The sequence below is a fragment of the Acinetobacter sp. F-1 genome (genome assembly GCF_022869025.1).
Taxonomy (GTDB): Bacteria; Pseudomonadota; Gammaproteobacteria; order Pseudomonadales; family Moraxellaceae; genus Acinetobacter; species Acinetobacter pseudolwoffii.
Genome location: NZ_JAJKFX010000005.1, coordinates 118810 through 135295 on the forward strand (window position 1 = coordinate 118810; position 16486 = coordinate 135295).

Annotated in this window: 14 protein-coding genes and 1 pseudogene; 3 read left to right on the forward strand and 12 right to left on the reverse strand. The window is 42.2% G+C overall.

All coding sequences use genetic code 11. From position 1 onward, the window contains the following. Positions 1-2 precede the first annotated feature (2 nt). The 3 genes from cyoA to ppsA all read right to left on the reverse strand — a co-directional run bounded on the left by cyoA (position 3) and on the right by ppsA (position 4980). Positions 3-1106, reverse strand: a complete 1104-nt coding sequence (cyoA, locus tag LOZ91_RS06770) for a ubiquinol oxidase subunit II (protein WP_005097235.1) — start codon at positions 1104-1106, stop codon at positions 3-5. Positions 1107-1406: 300 nt separating this feature from the next. Next, on the reverse strand, positions 1407-2201 hold the full coding sequence (locus LOZ91_RS06775; protein ID WP_005170506.1) for an RDD family protein: 795 nt from the start codon (positions 2199-2201) through the stop codon (positions 1407-1409). A gap of 400 nt (positions 2202-2601) precedes the next feature. Next, a complete protein-coding gene (gene ppsA / locus LOZ91_RS06780; protein WP_005097232.1) occupies positions 2602-4980 on the reverse strand; it encodes a phosphoenolpyruvate synthase in 2379 nt (792 codons plus the stop codon). A 154-nt stretch (positions 4981-5134) separates the two neighbouring features. Between ppsA and LOZ91_RS06785 the strand changes: the two genes are divergently transcribed. Further along, positions 5135-5971, forward strand: a complete 837-nt coding sequence (locus tag LOZ91_RS06785) for a pyruvate, water dikinase regulatory protein (RefSeq protein ID WP_005097231.1) — start codon at positions 5135-5137, stop codon at positions 5969-5971. Positions 5972-6204: 233 nt separating this feature from the next. Here LOZ91_RS06785 and LOZ91_RS06790 read toward each other — a convergent pair whose 3' ends face one another. From LOZ91_RS06790 to LOZ91_RS06805, 4 genes are all read right to left on the reverse strand, one after another. Further along, a complete protein-coding gene (locus tag LOZ91_RS06790; protein ID WP_005170508.1) occupies positions 6205-6768 on the reverse strand; it encodes a hypothetical protein in 564 nt (187 codons plus the stop codon). A gap of 297 nt (positions 6769-7065) precedes the next feature. Beyond that, the gene (locus tag LOZ91_RS06795) at positions 7066-8070 is read right to left on the reverse strand and encodes an LLM class flavin-dependent oxidoreductase (RefSeq protein WP_005097228.1); all 1005 of its coding nucleotides are present in this window, start codon (positions 8068-8070) and stop codon (positions 7066-7068) included. Positions 8071-8225: 155 nt separating this feature from the next. Beyond that, positions 8226-8678, reverse strand: coding sequence for a hypothetical protein (locus LOZ91_RS06800; RefSeq protein ID WP_005097226.1), 453 nt, complete (start codon positions 8676-8678; stop codon positions 8226-8228). Positions 8679-8911: 233 nt separating this feature from the next. Next, entirely contained in the window at positions 8912-9343 is a 432-nt protein-coding gene (locus tag LOZ91_RS06805) for a glycine zipper 2TM domain-containing protein (RefSeq protein ID WP_005097225.1), read from the reverse strand. A 346-nt stretch (positions 9344-9689) separates the two neighbouring features. Between LOZ91_RS06805 and prfA the strand changes: the two genes are divergently transcribed. Both prfA and prmC read left to right on the forward strand, forming a co-directional pair. Next, positions 9690-10778, forward strand: a complete 1089-nt coding sequence (gene prfA, locus LOZ91_RS06810) for a peptide chain release factor 1 (RefSeq protein ID WP_180049069.1) — start codon at positions 9690-9692, stop codon at positions 10776-10778. Continuing rightward, entirely contained in the window at positions 10778-11596 is an 819-nt protein-coding gene (gene prmC, locus LOZ91_RS06815; RefSeq protein WP_180049067.1) for a peptide chain release factor N(5)-glutamine methyltransferase, read from the forward strand. Before prfA ends, prmC begins: the two co-directional genes overlap by 1 nt. A gap of 66 nt (positions 11597-11662) precedes the next feature. Here prmC and LOZ91_RS06820 read toward each other — a convergent pair whose 3' ends face one another. The 5 genes and pseudogenes from LOZ91_RS06820 to LOZ91_RS06840 all read right to left on the reverse strand — a co-directional run bounded on the left by LOZ91_RS06820 (position 11663) and on the right by LOZ91_RS06840 (position 16370). After that, positions 11663-12490 (reverse strand): ABC transporter permease, encoded by an 828-nt coding sequence (locus tag LOZ91_RS06820; RefSeq protein WP_180049065.1) that lies wholly within the window; start codon positions 12488-12490, stop codon positions 11663-11665. Beyond that, complete coding sequence (locus LOZ91_RS06825) at positions 12490-13461, reverse strand: aliphatic sulfonate ABC transporter substrate-binding protein (protein ID WP_244782872.1); 972 nt, start codon at positions 13459-13461, stop codon at positions 12490-12492. The genes LOZ91_RS06820 and LOZ91_RS06825 overlap by 1 nt, the downstream gene beginning before the upstream one ends. A 275-nt stretch (positions 13462-13736) precedes the next feature. After that, a pseudogene (locus LOZ91_RS06830) lies at positions 13737-14619 on the reverse strand (IS982 family transposase). 147 nt (positions 14620-14766) lie between these two features. Next, positions 14767-15120, reverse strand: coding sequence for a hypothetical protein (locus LOZ91_RS06835; RefSeq protein ID WP_100355344.1), 354 nt, complete (start codon positions 15118-15120; stop codon positions 14767-14769). A gap of 227 nt (positions 15121-15347) precedes the next feature. Next, on the reverse strand, positions 15348-16370 hold the full coding sequence (locus LOZ91_RS06840) for an AraC family transcriptional regulator (protein ID WP_179999461.1): 1023 nt from the start codon (positions 16368-16370) through the stop codon (positions 15348-15350). Between the last annotated feature and the right edge of the window lie 116 nt (positions 16371-16486).

A 16486-nucleotide genomic window follows, 5' to 3' on the forward strand; every position in this document is an offset into this window, starting at 1 on the left:
TCTTATTCTCCTTGAGAAGCAGTCGCATGTTCACCTGCTACATGAGCTTCAGAAGCAGATGCTTCCTGAGCAACAGCATCAGTCGCTGCAGCTTCTACAGGAGCTGTATGATCAGCACCGTGGTAGTTACTCATATAGTTGTGAATCACAGATTCAAACAAACCAGACTCGACAGAAGAATAATAAGTCACAGGATGTGGCTGAGTCTTATATGGGCCTTCTGCTTGTGCAGTTTCAGCAAGTCGTTTCTCTAAATCTGTTCTTGCATTACGAACCATTGCATCAATTTGTTTTTGTGAACGGTTGCCGTCACGTAAGGTCGCAAATTCAGCTTGGTCTAAAACAGTTTTTTGAACTGCAACAGGATTTACTGAAGTACCATTACCTGATTGAACTGCAGCAACCCATTCAGCGAATTGAGCATCAGTCACAGAATGTGCACGGAAGCGCATTTGTGAGAAGCCATAGCCTGAATAGTTTGAAGAGAAACCACGATAACCTTCAGCTGGACTCGTTTCATCAGCTAAGAAGTTAAGGTGAGTTTGCATGCCTGCCATTGCATAAATCTGACCACTTAACGCCGGGATGAAGAAAGAGTTCATCGTGAAGTTAGACGTGATACGAAGGCTTACCGGAGTTTTCTCTGGGAAACGCAATTCGTTAATTGTTGCAATGTTTTGCTCAGGATAGATGAAGATCCATTTAAATTGTTCAGCAATAACTTGAACAGTTAATGGTGCTTTATCTGCTTCAATTGGACGGTATGGGTCATACTTGTGGGAACCCCACCAAGTTAACCAAGCTAAAATACCAATAATAATGACAGGAATACCCCATACCACAATTTCAATCGCAGTAGAGTGTGTCCATGTAGGTTTATAGTCTGCGTCTTTATTCGATGCACGATATTTCCAACCGAACCATAATGCCATGATGATTGATGGAATAACCACCAACAGCATTAAGTAAATCGCAGTCATCATCAGGTTACTTTGACCTGCTGCAACTGGACCTTTAGAGTTCAGAAGTACCATATCACCACCACACCCGGTCAAGAGTGCAGTCATCGCAGATAAAGACAATACAGCTAAAATCGTTTGTCTCATTTTACAACCTCGGTGAAGAGTCCCATTCCCTAATTTAATATGGGATAGCGATTAAAGTGCACATGACGAAAAAGGCTGATTTTTACAAAACATCCTATTAATCATAATACACCGCTACGTTGTAGGGCATTATGCCTGAGATTGACGAACTAAGCTATATCTAAAGCCGCTTTAAATGCCTGTAATAAAAACCGATTTTGTTGCTCGGGATTTAGGAATATTTATAGGAATTTTATTTCAATTTCAAAGTTATGTAAGAAAGAATGGGATGAATATCATCCCATTTTAAGTGATTCAAAATTATTGTTTTACCACTTGAGTTTTTGCCAGTTTATCGTGCAGGGTCTGACGTTTTTTACCCAATCCGAAGGCCCAGTCAATCATTAAACTCAAGGGCATGAAGATGATATTCAGAAATATAAAGAATACGCTACGAATGGTGAAGGCACGTAATAAGCTAACTTTCTCACCAGATTCAGCATCTACAATTTTGATTTTCGTCATTTTTTTGCCAATACTTTGCCCAGATTTGGCAATAAGGTAGGCTTGAATCACCAGCATGATCAGTAAATAGACCGCAGTTGCAATCCAGGCTTGTTGAGAAAACATCTCAAACATCTGGGTTTGCAGTTGCTGCGCCATGGTAGGATCAGCATCACTGTTGAGTATCACATTCATGAACTCTTGGTTCAATTCTGCAAAGCGGACTTCCTGTTCAGGGGTGAAGAATCCAGTCAGAATAAAAGTCGCTGGTAACCAGAGTAACACGTCTACAATTTTGGCCAGAATACGGCTGGGAATACTGGCAAGTGTATTTTTTTGCGTAGTTGCTTGGGTGCGTGGTTGCGTACCAGACACTGTTATAGGCGGGTTGTTCTGGAAAGGCGTGTCAGGTGTTGCGGTTGGTGCGACATAACCCTCAGGTTGATATACCGATTTTCCCTGGGTAAGCTCACCTAAAGCTTTCCACTCTGCCATGCCTTGATGCCATGCCAAATCAGTTAGCATGACTTGCTGATTGGCAAGCATTTGATTTAATTGCTCGAGCGTATATGGACCAGCTTGTTGATTGTTTCGTGCCAAGTAAATCTGCATATAGACTGAATCTCAATATATAAATTTGAACTGATAATAGGTTGAATTAAGATTGTATTGAATTCTATTTTGAAAACAAACACCATCTTATCGTTAAGATTATAGATAAATTGAGTATTTTCAATCCTATTTATGAAGAAAATGCTTCAAATCAAAAACAGTGTAACAAGGATCGGGTGGTTTGAGTGCATCATTCAACATATCCGATTCGCTTTAATTATTGCCCTTTAAAAATGATTTTACTGTTGGCATTTGTTTGTCATTACAATTTGAATGTGGAGAAACAAAATACAAAAACTTATATTTTTAAAACTTTCAGAAGAGCGTTTTGAAATATAAAAGAATATTCATCCCATAAAAAAAAGACCCTGCGAAAGGGTCTTTTTTTATTTAAAATCTATTATGCAGTTGCCACTTTTTCTTTAGCCAGGAAGAACCAGGTATCCAGGACTGAATCCGGGTTTAAAGATACAGACTCAATGCCTTGTTCCATGAGCCATTTCGCAAGATCAGGATGGTCTGAAGGACCTTGACCACAAATACCCACGTATTTGCCTGCACGGTGACATGCCTGGATTGCAAGAGCAAGGAGCGCTTTTACAGCAGGGTCACGTTCGTCGAACAAGTGCGATACGATACCAGAGTCACGGTCTAGACCAAGCGTTAGCTGGGTCAGGTCGTTTGAACCGATAGAGAAACCATCGAAGTGTTCAAGGAATTGATCGGCCAACAATGCGTTGGTTGGTAATTCACACATCATGATCACTTTAAGACCATTTTCACCACGTTTAAGACCGTTCAATTCCAATAACTCGATCACACGTTTTGCTTCAGCCACAGTACGCACAAATGGAATCATGATCTGTACGTTGGTTAAGCCCATTTCATCACGAACTTTTTTCAATGCACGGCATTCAAGCTCGAAGCAGTCACGGAAGTTGTCAGACACGTAGCGGCTTGCACCACGGAAGCCCAGCATCGGGTTCTCTTCTTCTGGCTCGTACAACTTACCGCCGATCAAGTTTGCGTATTCATTTGACTTAAAGTCAGACATACGCACGATCACTGGTTTATCTGCAAATGCAGCAGCAAGAGTAGAGATACCTTCAACCAGTTTTTCTACATAGAACTCGATTGGAGAAGCATAACCAGCAGTACGCGCCATCACAGCAGCACGTGTTTCACGTGGCAAGCTGTCAATATTCAACAATGCTTTAGGATGCACACCGATCATACGGTTGATGATGAATTCTAAACGTGCAAGACCAATCCCTTCGTTTGGAATTTGCGCGAAGTCGAATGCACGATCCGGGTTACCGACGTTCATCATGACTTTGAACGGAAGAGCAGGCATTGATTCGATCGAGTTGGTTTGGATTTCGAAATCCAGCGCACCTTCATAGATGAAGCCCGTATCACCTTCAGCGCAAGACACAGTCACTTCCTGACCGTCAACCAGTACTTCAGTGGCATTACCACAGCCTACAATCGCAGGAACACCAAGTTCACGTGCAATGATTGCAGCATGACAGGTACGACCACCACGGTTGGTAATAATCGCAGCAGCACGTTTCATCACTGGTTCCCAATCCGGGTCAGTCATGTCAGATACCAGCACGTCACCGTCTTGTACTTTGTCCATTTCTTTGATTGAAGTCACGATACGGACTTTACCAGAACCGATACGTTGACCGATTGAGCGACCTTCACAGATCACAGTACCACGTTGTTTGAGGAGATAGCGCTCCATGGTGCCGACATTTTCACGGCTTTTTACTGTTTCAGGGCGTGCCTGAACGATGTAGATTTTTCCATCATCGCCATCTTTTGCCCACTCGATGTCCATTGGAGAACCGTAGTGGTTTTCAATGATCAGCGCTTGTTTGGCAAGTTCTTGGAGTTCTTGGTCGTTTAGAGCGAACTGTTGACGCTCAGCTTTTTCTACATCTACGACAACCACTGATTTACCTGCAGAAGCTTCTTCACCATAAATCATCTTCTGGTGTTTAGAACCCAAGTTGCGGCGTAAAATCGCGTGTCGGCCTGCATTTAACAGCGGCTTAGAAATATAGAATTCGTCAGGGTTGACTGCACCTTGAACGACCATTTCACCCAAACCATAAGACGCGGTAATAAACACTGCATCACGGAAGCCTGATTCAGTGTCCAGGGTAAACATTACACCTGCAGCACCCGTTTCAGAGCGAACCATACGTTGGATCCCTGCTGAAAGGGCAACCACGTCATGCGCGAAGTTTTGATGGACACGATAAGAAATTGCGCGGTCATTATATAAAGATGCAAAAACTTCTTTGATCGCGATAAGCACGTTATCAATACCGCGAATATTCAAGAAAGTTTCTTGCTGTCCAGCAAAAGAAGCATCTGGTAAATCTTCTGCTGTCGCTGATGAACGAACGGCAACCGCGATATCAGGGTTGCCGTTAGAAAGTTCTGCAAATGCTGTACGAACTTCTTGTTCTAATTCAGAGGTAAGTGGAGTATCCACAATCCATTGGCGGATTTTTGCACCGGTTTCAGCAAGAGCATTCACATCATCCACATTTAGTGCTGCAAGCTCTGCATTAATTTTAGCGTTTAGGCCACTTTGCTCGAGAAATTCACGATATGCTTCAGCTGTAGTTGCAAAGCCACCTGGCACCGATACACCAGCATTGGATAAGTGGCTGATCATTTCGCCCAAGGATGAGTTTTTCCCACCCACGAGTTCAACGTCGTGCTTCCCTAATTTTTCCAGACCAATTACGCGCGCTTCCAAAGTTGTTACTCCACTTTTGCAGTATTAATCACTATCTTGGCATGAGAGTATAGCAAATCATCTAGGTTTTTGATTTTACTAAGCGACAGTCATGTAAGATCGGTTTACTATAAAGATTATATAGCACTAAGACAAATGGTGGAGGAGAATTTTAATGTCAGAAGGTAAACAAATTCAGCGTAGTGTTTTCTTTATCTCGGATGGCACGGCAATTACCGCTGAAACGCTTGGACACTCACTATTAGCGCAGTTTCCAAATGTAAAGTTTGACATTCATATTATCCCTTATATTAGCTCTGAAGAAGCCGCAACCAGTGTGGTTGCAGAGATCAATGCGCGTGCTCTGCAAGACGGTGAAAAACCACTGGTTTTTGATACTTTAGTCGACCCTTATGTGCGGGAGATTATTAATACCGCAAATGCCGTAAATCTTGATGTATTTGAAGGGCTTATCAGTAAGTTATCGGATGAGTTGCAGGTGTTGCCTACAACTTTAGTCGGTCAAACCCATGCGGTGACTGATACTGCCTCCTATAAAGCCCGTATCGATGCGGTACATTTTGCCTTGGACAATGATGATGGCGCGCGTACGCGTCATTATGATAAAGCCGATCTGATTCTGATTGGGGTGTCGCGTTCGGGTAAAACACCTACCTCTATTTATTTGTCTTTGCAATTTGGTATTCGGGTGGCCAACTATCCACTAACAGAAGAAGATCTGGACGATAATCGCTTGCCAGCGGTACTGCGTCCGCATAAAAACAAGCTGTTTGGCTTGATGATTGATGCAGACCGTCTCGTCGCGATTCGCACTGAACGTAAGGCCAATAGTCGTTATGCCAGCTTTAGCCAGTGCCAGATGGAGCTGCGTGCCATTGAAGGAATCTACATTTCGGAAGGAATCAAGTACCTGAATGTCTCTGAAATGTCGATTGAAGAAATCTCGACACGTGTCTTGCAAATGACGGGTTTAAAACGTCGAATTGGCTAAAAAGCCAAACAGAGCCAAACTTTGATTTGGCTCTGTTTTATAGCTAAAAAATACCAATAAGTGCTTATTTATAGAAATAATGTATGGTTTTTATAAATTTAAAAAATATCAAGTATCATATTTAAAAATACAAAAGAGCGTTATTTAATCAATTTGTTAAATAAGTACACTATTAATCCTGGGTGTAGAGTTCTAGATTTCATCAATTTTTCATGTTGAGCTGCCAACGTAGCTTATTCTTCTGCTAAATAAGTATGAATAATAATATCGACCTGATGCTGATCTCCATTGATACAGCAAATACTGTTTTCAGTAATTTTTAGGATTGGCCAGGTAATCAGCTGGCAATTTTCCCGCTGTAGCGCGGCATAATAATGATCTGACTTGAGATAGGTGTTAGGAGAAGATGCAAGATTTGGCATTAACTGGCGTCTTAACCACAGATTTTGTACCTGATTTTCCAGAAATCTGAGGGAAAGCAGACTCTTAATCCGGTTGTTAAATAGACGGCGATTTTTACCAATCAATGGATGATTAATAATGCGTTGCAGAATGCGGTCTGACCCTGGCAGCACAAAAGCAGGATTAATCTGAAAAACTTTCACCGAACCGGCATGTTGACTAATTTTATCCAGCTGGGTAACGGTAAACTGGTCTGTGCCAATAATTGCAATATCTTTGTTTGAATAATCCAGCTGCATAAGCTCGGAAGAAGCGATATTTATTCCGGTAAACAGCTGGAAATGTTCGGGATGATTTTCAAAAATGCCAGCGTGTAGATCTTGCTTGGTGGCCATTAGACTTCCTTGAATTTATTTAATAATTGATTTTCTTTGTCCTAGATATAAACAAAAACCAGAAGCAGGGTAAAGGAGAAAATTTAACTTAGACAGTCATCTATTTGACAGAAATACAGCGGCTTATTTTTTTCTAAGTCAGGGGAGATAAATATGATTAAAAAGCGGTGGTGTTAAGTAAGAGAGAAGAATGAATAGAAAAAGTTTGGATGAAGGCGTTAAACAGGTTGTTGCTATTTTATTTGAAAGTTATACAACATCTACCCATTGCTGAGAATAGGTAGATGTCGCTTTCATTTATTGCCCGTTTTTAAGCTGCATCAACAGCTCAAAGTTATGCAGACGCTTGTCAGTGTCATAGATGTCACAAGTGAAGATAAACTCATCAACATCATATCTGGCTAAAAGTGATTCCAGCCCAGCTTTCACAGTTGCTTTGGAGCCGACCTGTGCCATGGCAAAGAAATTATCGACTGACATTTTTTCCGCAGGTGACCATAGACCGTCCATTGAATCTATCGGCGCTTTCAGTTTTAAGGTCTGACCACGAATCAATGACAAAACCCGCTGATAGGCACTGGTCGCCAGATATTCTGCTTCTTCATCGCTATCTGCCACACAGGTCGGTACACCCATTGAAACATAAGGTCGATCCAAGTATTCGGAAGGCTCAAAGTTTTCACGATACAGCTGAATCGCCTGACCGAGCATACGCGGGGCAAAATGTGAAGCAAAAGAATAAGGCAGGCCAAGTTTTGCTGCAAGTTGTGCACTGAACAAACTCGATCCGAGTAGCCAGACCGGAACATGCGTGCTTTGACCGGGAGTCGCAACAATACGCTGATTCGGCTCTGGATCTTTAAAATATTGCAAAATTTCCAGAATATCTTGCGGGAACTGATCTTCAGTTTCCTGACGGCCACGGCGCAGGGCACGCATGGTCATCTGGTCAGTTCCAGGAGCACGGCCCAGACCGAGTTCAACACGATCTGGATATAAGGTCGCTAAAGTTCCGAATTGCTCAGCCACCACCAGCGGCGCATGATTCGGGAGCATAATCCCGCCTGAGCCTAAAGTTAAGCTTTTGGTGTTCGCCAGTAAATAGCCTAAAAGAACGGCTGTGGCTGAACTGGCAATGCCATCCATATTGTGATGTTCTGCCAGCCACATTCGGCTATAACCCAGTTGTTCTGCTGCCTGGGCAAGCTCCAGCGCGTGGTTCAGCGCGAATTGAATAGTCTTATCGTCACGAACAGGAACCAGTTCGAGGATAGAGAACCGGGTATCGTTAAGTGTACGCATCGTATTACTCTTAAATAGACATGACTAAAAGCATACGACTTTGCATTGTATTTGTATATCGAAAAAAATCGATATAAGTGTAAACGAAAATAACAGGCAAAAAAATAAGCATCCGAAGATGCTTATTTAAGGAGGGAAGCTTAGAGAGTGCAGCCTTAACGACGACGGTTGTTGTAACGATAGTCATTCGTGCGGTAGTTTTTTGAACTGTAGCGACGGTCATAGCGGTCATCATAACGGCGATCCTCACTGACTTTTTTACCCAGTGCTGAACCACCCGCAGAACCTAGTGCTGCACCGATATAACCGCCATTGGTACCCGCCATGTTTCGGCCGACTGCATAACCCGCACCACCACCGAGGGCACCACCGATAATCGCACCATTACGGTCACGTTTGTTTGCCGCAACAGCTGCACCAGCACCACCACCAATCGCAGAACCGATGGTTGCACCGGTTGTACCACCCATTTTATTACCCACGGCTGCACCAACCACACCACCAAGTGCTGAAGCTAAAGCTGTATTGGTGGTATTACCGGCATTGGCTGCTGTCATACCCATGGCTGAGGTTGCTACAACAGCGATCATTAGAGATTTATAGTTCATGAGTACACCTTTTCGTATATCTAGCTGTATTTGTTGATAAGATCAATTTAATCTAGCAAGCGTCAAACAGCATGAAGGCCGTGTTGACGAATTGTGATTTTTATCTCCTTAATTTATTCATGATTTTGAGTGAATAATTTTATGTATTACATGAATTTGACTGTGTTTGAAAAGCATAAAAAAAGCACCCGAAGGTGCTCTTAATGACGAATGTCTGAGGTCTAACGCATTGATCAGTTATAACGGTAATGACGTTTTTTCTTGTAGTGGCGTGATTTGGCTTTTTCTGCAGTTTTGTCTTTGGAAATCTTGTTGCCTAATGCAGCACCACCGGCAGCACCCAGGGCTGAACCGATATAACCGCCATTGCTGCCGCCCATGTTTTTACCTACGGTATAACCTGCACCGCCACCCAAAGCACCACCGATTGCAGATTCAGTACGGTTCTTTTTGCTACTTGCCACTGCTGCGCCGCCTGCACCACCTAAGGCTGCGCCAAGTGTAGCGCCAGTATTGCCGCCCATGTTTTTACCTAGGGCTGTACCTGCAACACTACCTAAGGCACTTGCTGCTGCAACACGTGCTGTACTGTCTGCATGTGCATTTACCGCCATCATTGAACCAGCAGCTAAAACTGTACTCATTAAAAGTGCGTTGAGTTTCATGTCATCACTCCGTGTCCATTAACAGGACTGTATTTATTTCGATGTGGAAAATGTAACAAATCATGCCCAGAATAATATGAAGATGTTTCTCCATAATTCACTGCTTTATTTGATGAATTGTAAAATCTGCAAGAAATAAGCATAAGATCGATTATAAAAAAGGCAATTCCACTATTTTTAATCTTATTTGTTAACAAATGCTGCCGAGAGAGAATGATAGCGGCGTGGACTTACTCAATAATGATGTTCATTAGAAGCCAGAATCGTTAAACTAGGCGCAATTTTTTGATTTCGCTGTGCTAAATCGGTTTTTAGTTGCAGCCTATGTTTTGAGATTTTTTAAAAAATGAAAGAATCGTTACGTTTACGATTAGACCAACTCTCTGACCGCCACGAAGAGCTGACAGCATTATTGGCTGATATAGAAGTAATTTCAGACAATAAACGTTTTCGTCAGCTGTCGCGTGAGCATAATGACCTGACAGAAATCACCAGCGTTTGGAGCAAGTACAGACAGGCTGAAGAAGATATTGAAACAGCTCAGGCCATGTTGTCGGACCCGGACTTTAAGGAAATGGCACAAGAGGAAATCAAAGAAAATAAAGCTTTGATTGAAGCGCTTGAATCAGACCTGAATATTCTGATGATTCCAAAAGATCCAAATGATGCCAACTCTGCTTATCTGGAAATTCGTGCCGGAACCGGCGGCGATGAAGCAGCGATTTTCTCGGGTGATCTGTATCGCATGTATAGTAAATACGCAGAAAATCAAGGCTGGCGTATTGAAATCCTGTCAGAAAATGAAGGTGAACACGGCGGTTATAAAGAAGTGATTTGCCTGATCAATGGTGACGGTGTATATGGTCGCTTGAAGTTTGAGAGTGGTGCGCATCGTGTACAACGTGTGCCAGCAACCGAATCGCAAGGTCGTGTACATACGTCTGCTTGTACCGTTGCGATCTTACCGGAAGTTGATGTCGATACTTCGGTAGAAATCAATTCCTCGGATCTGCGTATTGATACTTATCGTGCCTCAGGTGCCGGCGGTCAGCACATTAACAAAACTGACTCTGCGGTACGTATTACCCATATTCCGACAGGCACAGTGGTTGAGTGTCAGGATGAGCGTTCGCAGCATAAAAACAAAGCCAAAGCGATGGCTTTGCTAGTTTCACGTCTGGAAAATGCCAAACGGGCGGCGGTAGATGCGGCAACTTCTGAAATGCGCCGTGATCTGGTCGGGTCGGGTGATCGTTCAGAACGTATCCGTACCTATAACTATCCGCAAGGCCGTATGACCGATCACCGCATTAACCTGACCTTATATAAGCTGGATGCAGTGATGGAAGGTGATCTGACCGAATTGCTGGACAGCTTGCATCGCGAATATCAGGCCGATCAGCTGGCCATGCTTGCACAGCAGAATGGTGGATAATGAATATTTTACAAGCACTGGCTTTGCGCGGCGAAGCCGAGAGTTACGAACGTCAGGAAAATGCCTGGTTGCTGGAACACATCACCAAGATTGATTCATTTGATCTGCTGATGAAAAAAGACCAGGAATTAAGCCCGGAGCAGGAACAGGCTTATAAGGATGGTCTGGCGCGGATTGCTGCCGGTGAGCCTTTGGCTTATGTCACTGGTTCACAGCCATTCTGGACTTTGGACCTGAAAGTCACCAAAGATACTTTGGTGCCACGTCCGGATACTGAAGTGCTGGTTGAAACCGTATTAAAGTTGGATCTGCCTGAAGATGCCCGTGTGGCAGACTTGGGTACAGGTACAGGCGCAATTGCCTTATCGCTTGCATCGGAACGTCCTGACTGGAAAGTGGTTGCCTCGGATATTTATGCGCCTACGCTGGAAGTGGCGAAATACAATGCAGAACAGCATGACATTGAAAATGTTGAGTTCTTGCTGGGTTCCTGGTTAAAGCCATTTGGCCGTCAGTTTTTTGATGTGATTGCTTCAAATCCGCCGTATATCGATGCGAACGATGCGCATATGCAGCATCTGGCAACCGAGCCGGAACGTGCCTTGGTTGCACAGAAAAAGGGTCTGGCTGATTTGGAAGATATTATTATTCAGGCCAAAAAGCACTTAACCGTCAAGGGTTGGGTGGTGCTTGAACATGGCTATGATCAGGCCGATGCCGTACAGCATTTGTTCAGACAGGCAGGCTATAAGCAGGTTCGTACTGTCAAAGATTATGGCGGTAATGATCGGGTGACTTTGGGCCAGTGGCCGCATTAATTTTCAGCATAAAATCTGTATATTAAAAAAGCGGCCTTGATGGCCGCTTTTTAGTTGTCTTTCACTTTATCTGCTTTTAACCACATCACGCCAACGTAGTAATCGGGTTTCCAGTATCTTCATGAGCTTATCGCTAACTTTCCCTAAAATGGCCAATAAGATAATCGCAATGATCACGATATCGGGTCTGGATGTCTCCCGGCCATCACTGAGTAAATAGCCGATACCTTGGGTTGCGGCAATCAGTTCTGCAGCAATCATAAACATCCATGACAGGCTTAAGCTATTCCTTAAACCGGTCAATATGCCAGGGGATGCAGCCGGCAAGACAATTTGCTGAATCTGCTGCCAGTATTTCAAACGATACACTTGTGCTACTTCAATCAGTTTACGATCCACGCCCTGTATGGCCGCTACGGTATTGGTATAGGTCGGAAAGAAAGCACCAATTGCGATCAAGGTGATTTTTGAGGCTTCATCAATCCCCAGCCAAAGCAGTAAAAGAGGAATCCAGGCCAAACTTGGAATCGATTTAATTGCAGAAAATGAGGGTTCCAGAAATTCTTCTGCCTGCTTATTCAGACCCACAAAAATGGCAAAGACTAATCCCAGACCACTCCCGATCGCAAAGCCCAATACTACCCGCCAGCTACTTAGCCCGATATGTTGCCATAAATCGCCTTCTGCCAGTTCAGCCAAAGACTGAAGCAGACTACTCGGTGCAGGCAACAGATACGGTTCAATCACACCGCTACGCACCAGTACTTCACATAGAATGATTAAAATGACAGGAAGGGTCAGACCTTTCAGGATCGAAAGACAGCGTGACAAAAAAACCGACCTGGGTGATTGATTCTGCACGAGTTGTTCCGGGATGCTTTTAGCTAGAGCCATTATTTGCTCACAACCTTTTGTGCATATTTGGCATCAAGCAGCTGAGACACCACTTGATTGACATTGGTGCCTTTACGTACCAGATTTTCTTCGGTCAGAATCGTGCCGGCTTTTTGTAAGGCCTTAATATGTTTGGCTGTAGGAATATTCTGATCCAGATTGGTACGGCTGAGCTGAAGTTTGGCAACGTTTAATGGCAGTTTTGTTTCACGTGCCAAAAGTTCAGCCAGTTTGTCCGGATTGGCTTTGGCCCATTGGCGTGCCTGTTCATAGGCTTTAAGCACGGCTTCAATTGCTTCCGGGCTTTGTTTGGCAAAGTTTTCCTTTACACTTAAAACGCTATAAGAATTAAAGCCCACATTGCGATATAGCAGTTTGGCACCTGACTGTACTTGTGCAGAGGCCATTAGTGGATCTAAGCCAGCCCAGGCATCGATCTGTTTACGTTCTAGTGCGGTTTTACCATCCGGATGCTGTAAATGTACCAGTTGAACATCACCTTTACTGAGGCCGACAGTATCCAGAGCTTGCAAAGTGAACAGGAATGGATCGGTACCTTTGGTTGCTGCAATTTTTTTACCTTTTAGGTCTTTCAGGGATTTTATCGGCGAGTCTTTTGCAACGACCAGTGCAGTCCACTCTGGTTGGCTTTGTATATATACAGTTTTAATCGGGCTGCCATTGGCACGACTGAGGACGGCAGCCAAACCTGCAGTCGAAGCAAAATCGACACTGCCACTGTTTAAATACTCTAGAGAACGATTACTGCCTTGGCTAAATACCCATTTGATTTGTGTTTTCGGAAGTGCTTTTTCTAAAAGTTTTTGCTCTTTTAGCACCAGACTGGTCGGAGCATAATAAGCATAATCCAGTTTTAGCTCTGCCGGAATGGCTGCGAACGTTATACCACTGATCAGGGAAGAAGAAACTGTCAGTACCACCAATCTTGTGGAGATCAATATTTTTTTCATGCTTATCTCAAAGTCATCATAATGAATTTTTCGACATAAATAGCGGGTGTTGAGTGAAGATGCAAAAGAGAAAAACAGATAAGAAAATCAAAAAATAAAATATTTAAAAAATCTTATTTAAGTGTTTGAAATTGTAAAAAAATTAGTAGGGTTACTAACTAAGGAAAACTTATATGAAATTCTTTAAAATCTAGCATCAAACTGAATAAGCTGAATTTTATGTAAAACAAGGCAATAAATATAGAAAATAAATTGCATCAAGATAAACGCCAATCTCAACTTTTAATTAAGTTTTCCAACTGTAAAGGAGGATTACCTAATTGAGAATTTAAAACGACTGAAATTGTATGTGAAAGAATTTTTCGAGTGATACGATGAGATAAATGCCATAGATCTCTAGCCCTGACTTTTTGTATATTAAACTGCGCTGTTAGTTGTCCTATGACTGTTTCAATTTTCTTTCGGGCATTCATTAGTATTCTCATAGCTTCTTTCGGTCGATGATCAACCATATTTTTTCTAAATGGTGTTTGTAAATCAACAGACTGTAAATCATAATATTTTTTTAGTTCAGGTCTTAAAATACCCTTTATCAGCACCAAGCAAACCATGAATATTCTGTGTGATTTCAGGTGCAACATCTCGTTCATCACAGTTTGCTGGAGCAAAAGTATAATCTGTAATCATTCCTGAGAAATTAATCACAATATGTCCTTTAAAACCATAATATTTTTCTTGTTTAGCTGCACAATAACTGAAGCCAGCATCGGTTTTAAAATTTCTATATTTTTTTGCTCGAGCATAGCGACAAACAGGAATAGGAAAACCATCAATAAAATGAATATTATCGTGCATAAAGGTTTTTCTAATCTTGGTCATAATTTGCTGATTGACTTGCCATAAATTTGCACAGTGTTTACAGAAATTAGGATAAGAACCTAATTTTGGAAACCAGTCCAAGTAATTGTGTTTAAAATATTTCCAGATATTTTTATCAGAATCCAATCCTAAAAATTCACCTACAATTTGTATAGTCATTATTTCAATATCGGTTAAAGCTGGAGGAAATCCTCTCGTTCTTAATGGCTTTGTGACGATAAGTGAATAGCAAGAATCTATGAATAAATACACAGAAATGATAAATTCGTAAATGGACATAACACGAGGTAGTTTTCTTGGTCGAAATCTAAATTGTGTTATGTCCTTTTTATTTCAATAGTCTAGAAAGTTGAAATTCGCGTAAGATAAATGAATAAGTATAAAAAAAGCGATACATCTGCATCGCTTTTTTGGGGTTGGTTCAATTTAGACCGGATAGTCTTGCAGGCAGTCATAGACTTCGACTTGATCTAAGCCACCGGTTTCCATTGCCAGACAAAGCGCTACAACTTTCACAGTATCTGCCAAGTATTGTTCATCTTTGAGCGCAATACCTTGTTGCAGGGCGACAATGCGATCTGCCGGAATTTCTAAGGCTGCGGCAGTTTCAGTTGCATCAACACGGTTAAAGAACTGAACCACAACATCTTTAAGCGCTGAGTCAGAGGCACTTAAAATAGCTTGATTAAGCTGTTCAGAGATTTGATCAGCTGAATGAACTAAAGCATTGGCGAAGTTTTGAACAAGATTCTGTTCAAGAACATCAGTCATCTTTAACATGAAAATACCTTCAACTTAGGAGAAAATTTGGGAGTACAGCCAATAGCAAAGTGCTATAAATTGAGTGAAAAATAATCTATTCTCAGGCGAATTGCAAAGCTTTCTGGATGACTGTGTAGTCCTGCTAATATATGCTGCAGGGCTTGAAATTTATAATCACAGTAAAAATATGAACTTAAGTTTCAATAAAATTTTATTAATATTTTTTAAGTATCAATTTATATAAATTATCTAATATTATTTTGACGATAAGCTCCCGGACTGACTCCAGTCCATTTCTTAAAGGCACGATGAAAGGCGCTGGATTCCTGGAAGTTGAGCTGGTCACTGATGTCTTGCAAGCTTTGCTCAGTACGCGTCAATAATTCGATTGCGGTATCCCGGCGTATTTCATTTTTTAATTGCTGGTAGCTGACCCCTTCGCTTTTTAAACGCCGTTGTATGGTCGCCTCGGACATATTCATTTTTGAGGCAAGATCATTCAGTTCTAGCCATTCTGACGGTGAAACTTGCAGAAGCTGTCTGCGAATCTGGGTGCTGAGTGCATAAGGATTTTTAAAACGCACCAATAAATTGTGAGGCGTTTGTTGAATAAACTGATACCAGGATTGAGCATCCTGCTTAATCGGCAGTTGCAGATAGCTTGCATCAAACTGCACATAGTTTTCATTGGCCTGATATTCAATCTGTTCACAAAAACGGACTTTATAATCAAAATCATCGAGTGGTGCAGGACATTTTAATTGAATCTGATTCAGCAAAATCCGTTGTCCACTTAACCAGCAGATCAAGGTATGAATCAGCATCAGATAGGTCGCATAACTAAACATGCGTTTTGTAGATTTTAAATCATAAATCACGATATAGGCATAGTGTTCCTCAACGAGAAGCGTGCTTTGCAGATCGTCCAGAATCAAGTTGAGAAATTGCAAAATGTGTTGTAGCGCCTTTTCCAGTGTATCTGCCTGCATAAGCATTTTTGAAAGCAATTTAAAGCTGCCACGGCGCATGGCATGACTGTCCATGCCAAAAAATTCGTCATTCATGCTGTCTGCAAGCACTGTCCATAATTGGGCAAACTGGCTTACCGACACGCGCGCTTGAGGTGCATTGAGTACTTCGGCTGGAATATTGGCTTTTTTCAGAATAGTAGAGATATCAAATTCTAATCGTTTGGCATCGAGCAAGGCTTCCTTGACCAAGTCGATCGAAATAGTCCCTTTGCTATATTCCAGTGCAGGCTTATGCATGTTCAGTGTGACATCCTCATTTTTATTGTCCAAATACCTCAGGCAAGATGCAATATTTGGAAATTGTACAGAATAAAAACTCTGTTTACTCTGCATATTAAGTCGTATCTCAAATA

Excerpts from the sequence above, each read along its gene's own strand:
- cyoA (WP_005097235.1), bottom strand. The coding sequence starts at position 1,106 with ATGAGACAAACGATTTTAGCTGTATTGTCTTTATCTGCGATGACTGCA.
- LOZ91_RS06775 (WP_005170506.1), bottom strand. The coding sequence starts at position 2,201 with ATGCAGATTTACTTGGCACGAAACAATCAACAAGCTGGTCCATATACG.
- LOZ91_RS06785 (WP_005097231.1), top strand. The coding sequence starts at position 5,135 with ATGTCAGAAGGTAAACAAATTCAGCGTAGTGTTTTCTTTATCTCGGAT.
- LOZ91_RS06790 (WP_005170508.1), bottom strand. The coding sequence starts at position 6,768 with ATGGCCACCAAGCAAGATCTACACGCTGGCATTTTTGAAAATCATCCC.
- LOZ91_RS06795 (WP_005097228.1), bottom strand. The coding sequence starts at position 8,070 with ATGCGTACACTTAACGATACCCGGTTCTCTATCCTCGAACTGGTTCCT.
- LOZ91_RS06800 (WP_005097226.1), bottom strand. The coding sequence starts at position 8,678 with ATGAACTATAAATCTCTAATGATCGCTGTTGTAGCAACCTCAGCCATG.
- LOZ91_RS06805 (WP_005097225.1), bottom strand. The coding sequence starts at position 9,343 with ATGAAACTCAACGCACTTTTAATGAGTACAGTTTTAGCTGCTGGTTCA.
- prfA (WP_180049069.1), top strand. The coding sequence starts at position 9,690 with ATGAAAGAATCGTTACGTTTACGATTAGACCAACTCTCTGACCGCCAC.
- prmC (WP_180049067.1), top strand. The coding sequence starts at position 10,778 with ATGAATATTTTACAAGCACTGGCTTTGCGCGGCGAAGCCGAGAGTTAC.
- LOZ91_RS06820 (WP_180049065.1), bottom strand. The coding sequence starts at position 12,490 with ATGGCTCTAGCTAAAAGCATCCCGGAACAACTCGTGCAGAATCAATCA.
- LOZ91_RS06825 (WP_244782872.1), bottom strand. The coding sequence starts at position 13,461 with ATGAAAAAAATATTGATCTCCACAAGATTGGTGGTACTGACAGTTTCT.
- LOZ91_RS06835 (WP_100355344.1), bottom strand. The coding sequence starts at position 15,120 with ATGTTAAAGATGACTGATGTTCTTGAACAGAATCTTGTTCAAAACTTC.
- LOZ91_RS06840 (WP_179999461.1), bottom strand. The coding sequence starts at position 16,370 with ATGCATAAGCCTGCACTGGAATATAGCAAAGGGACTATTTCGATCGAC.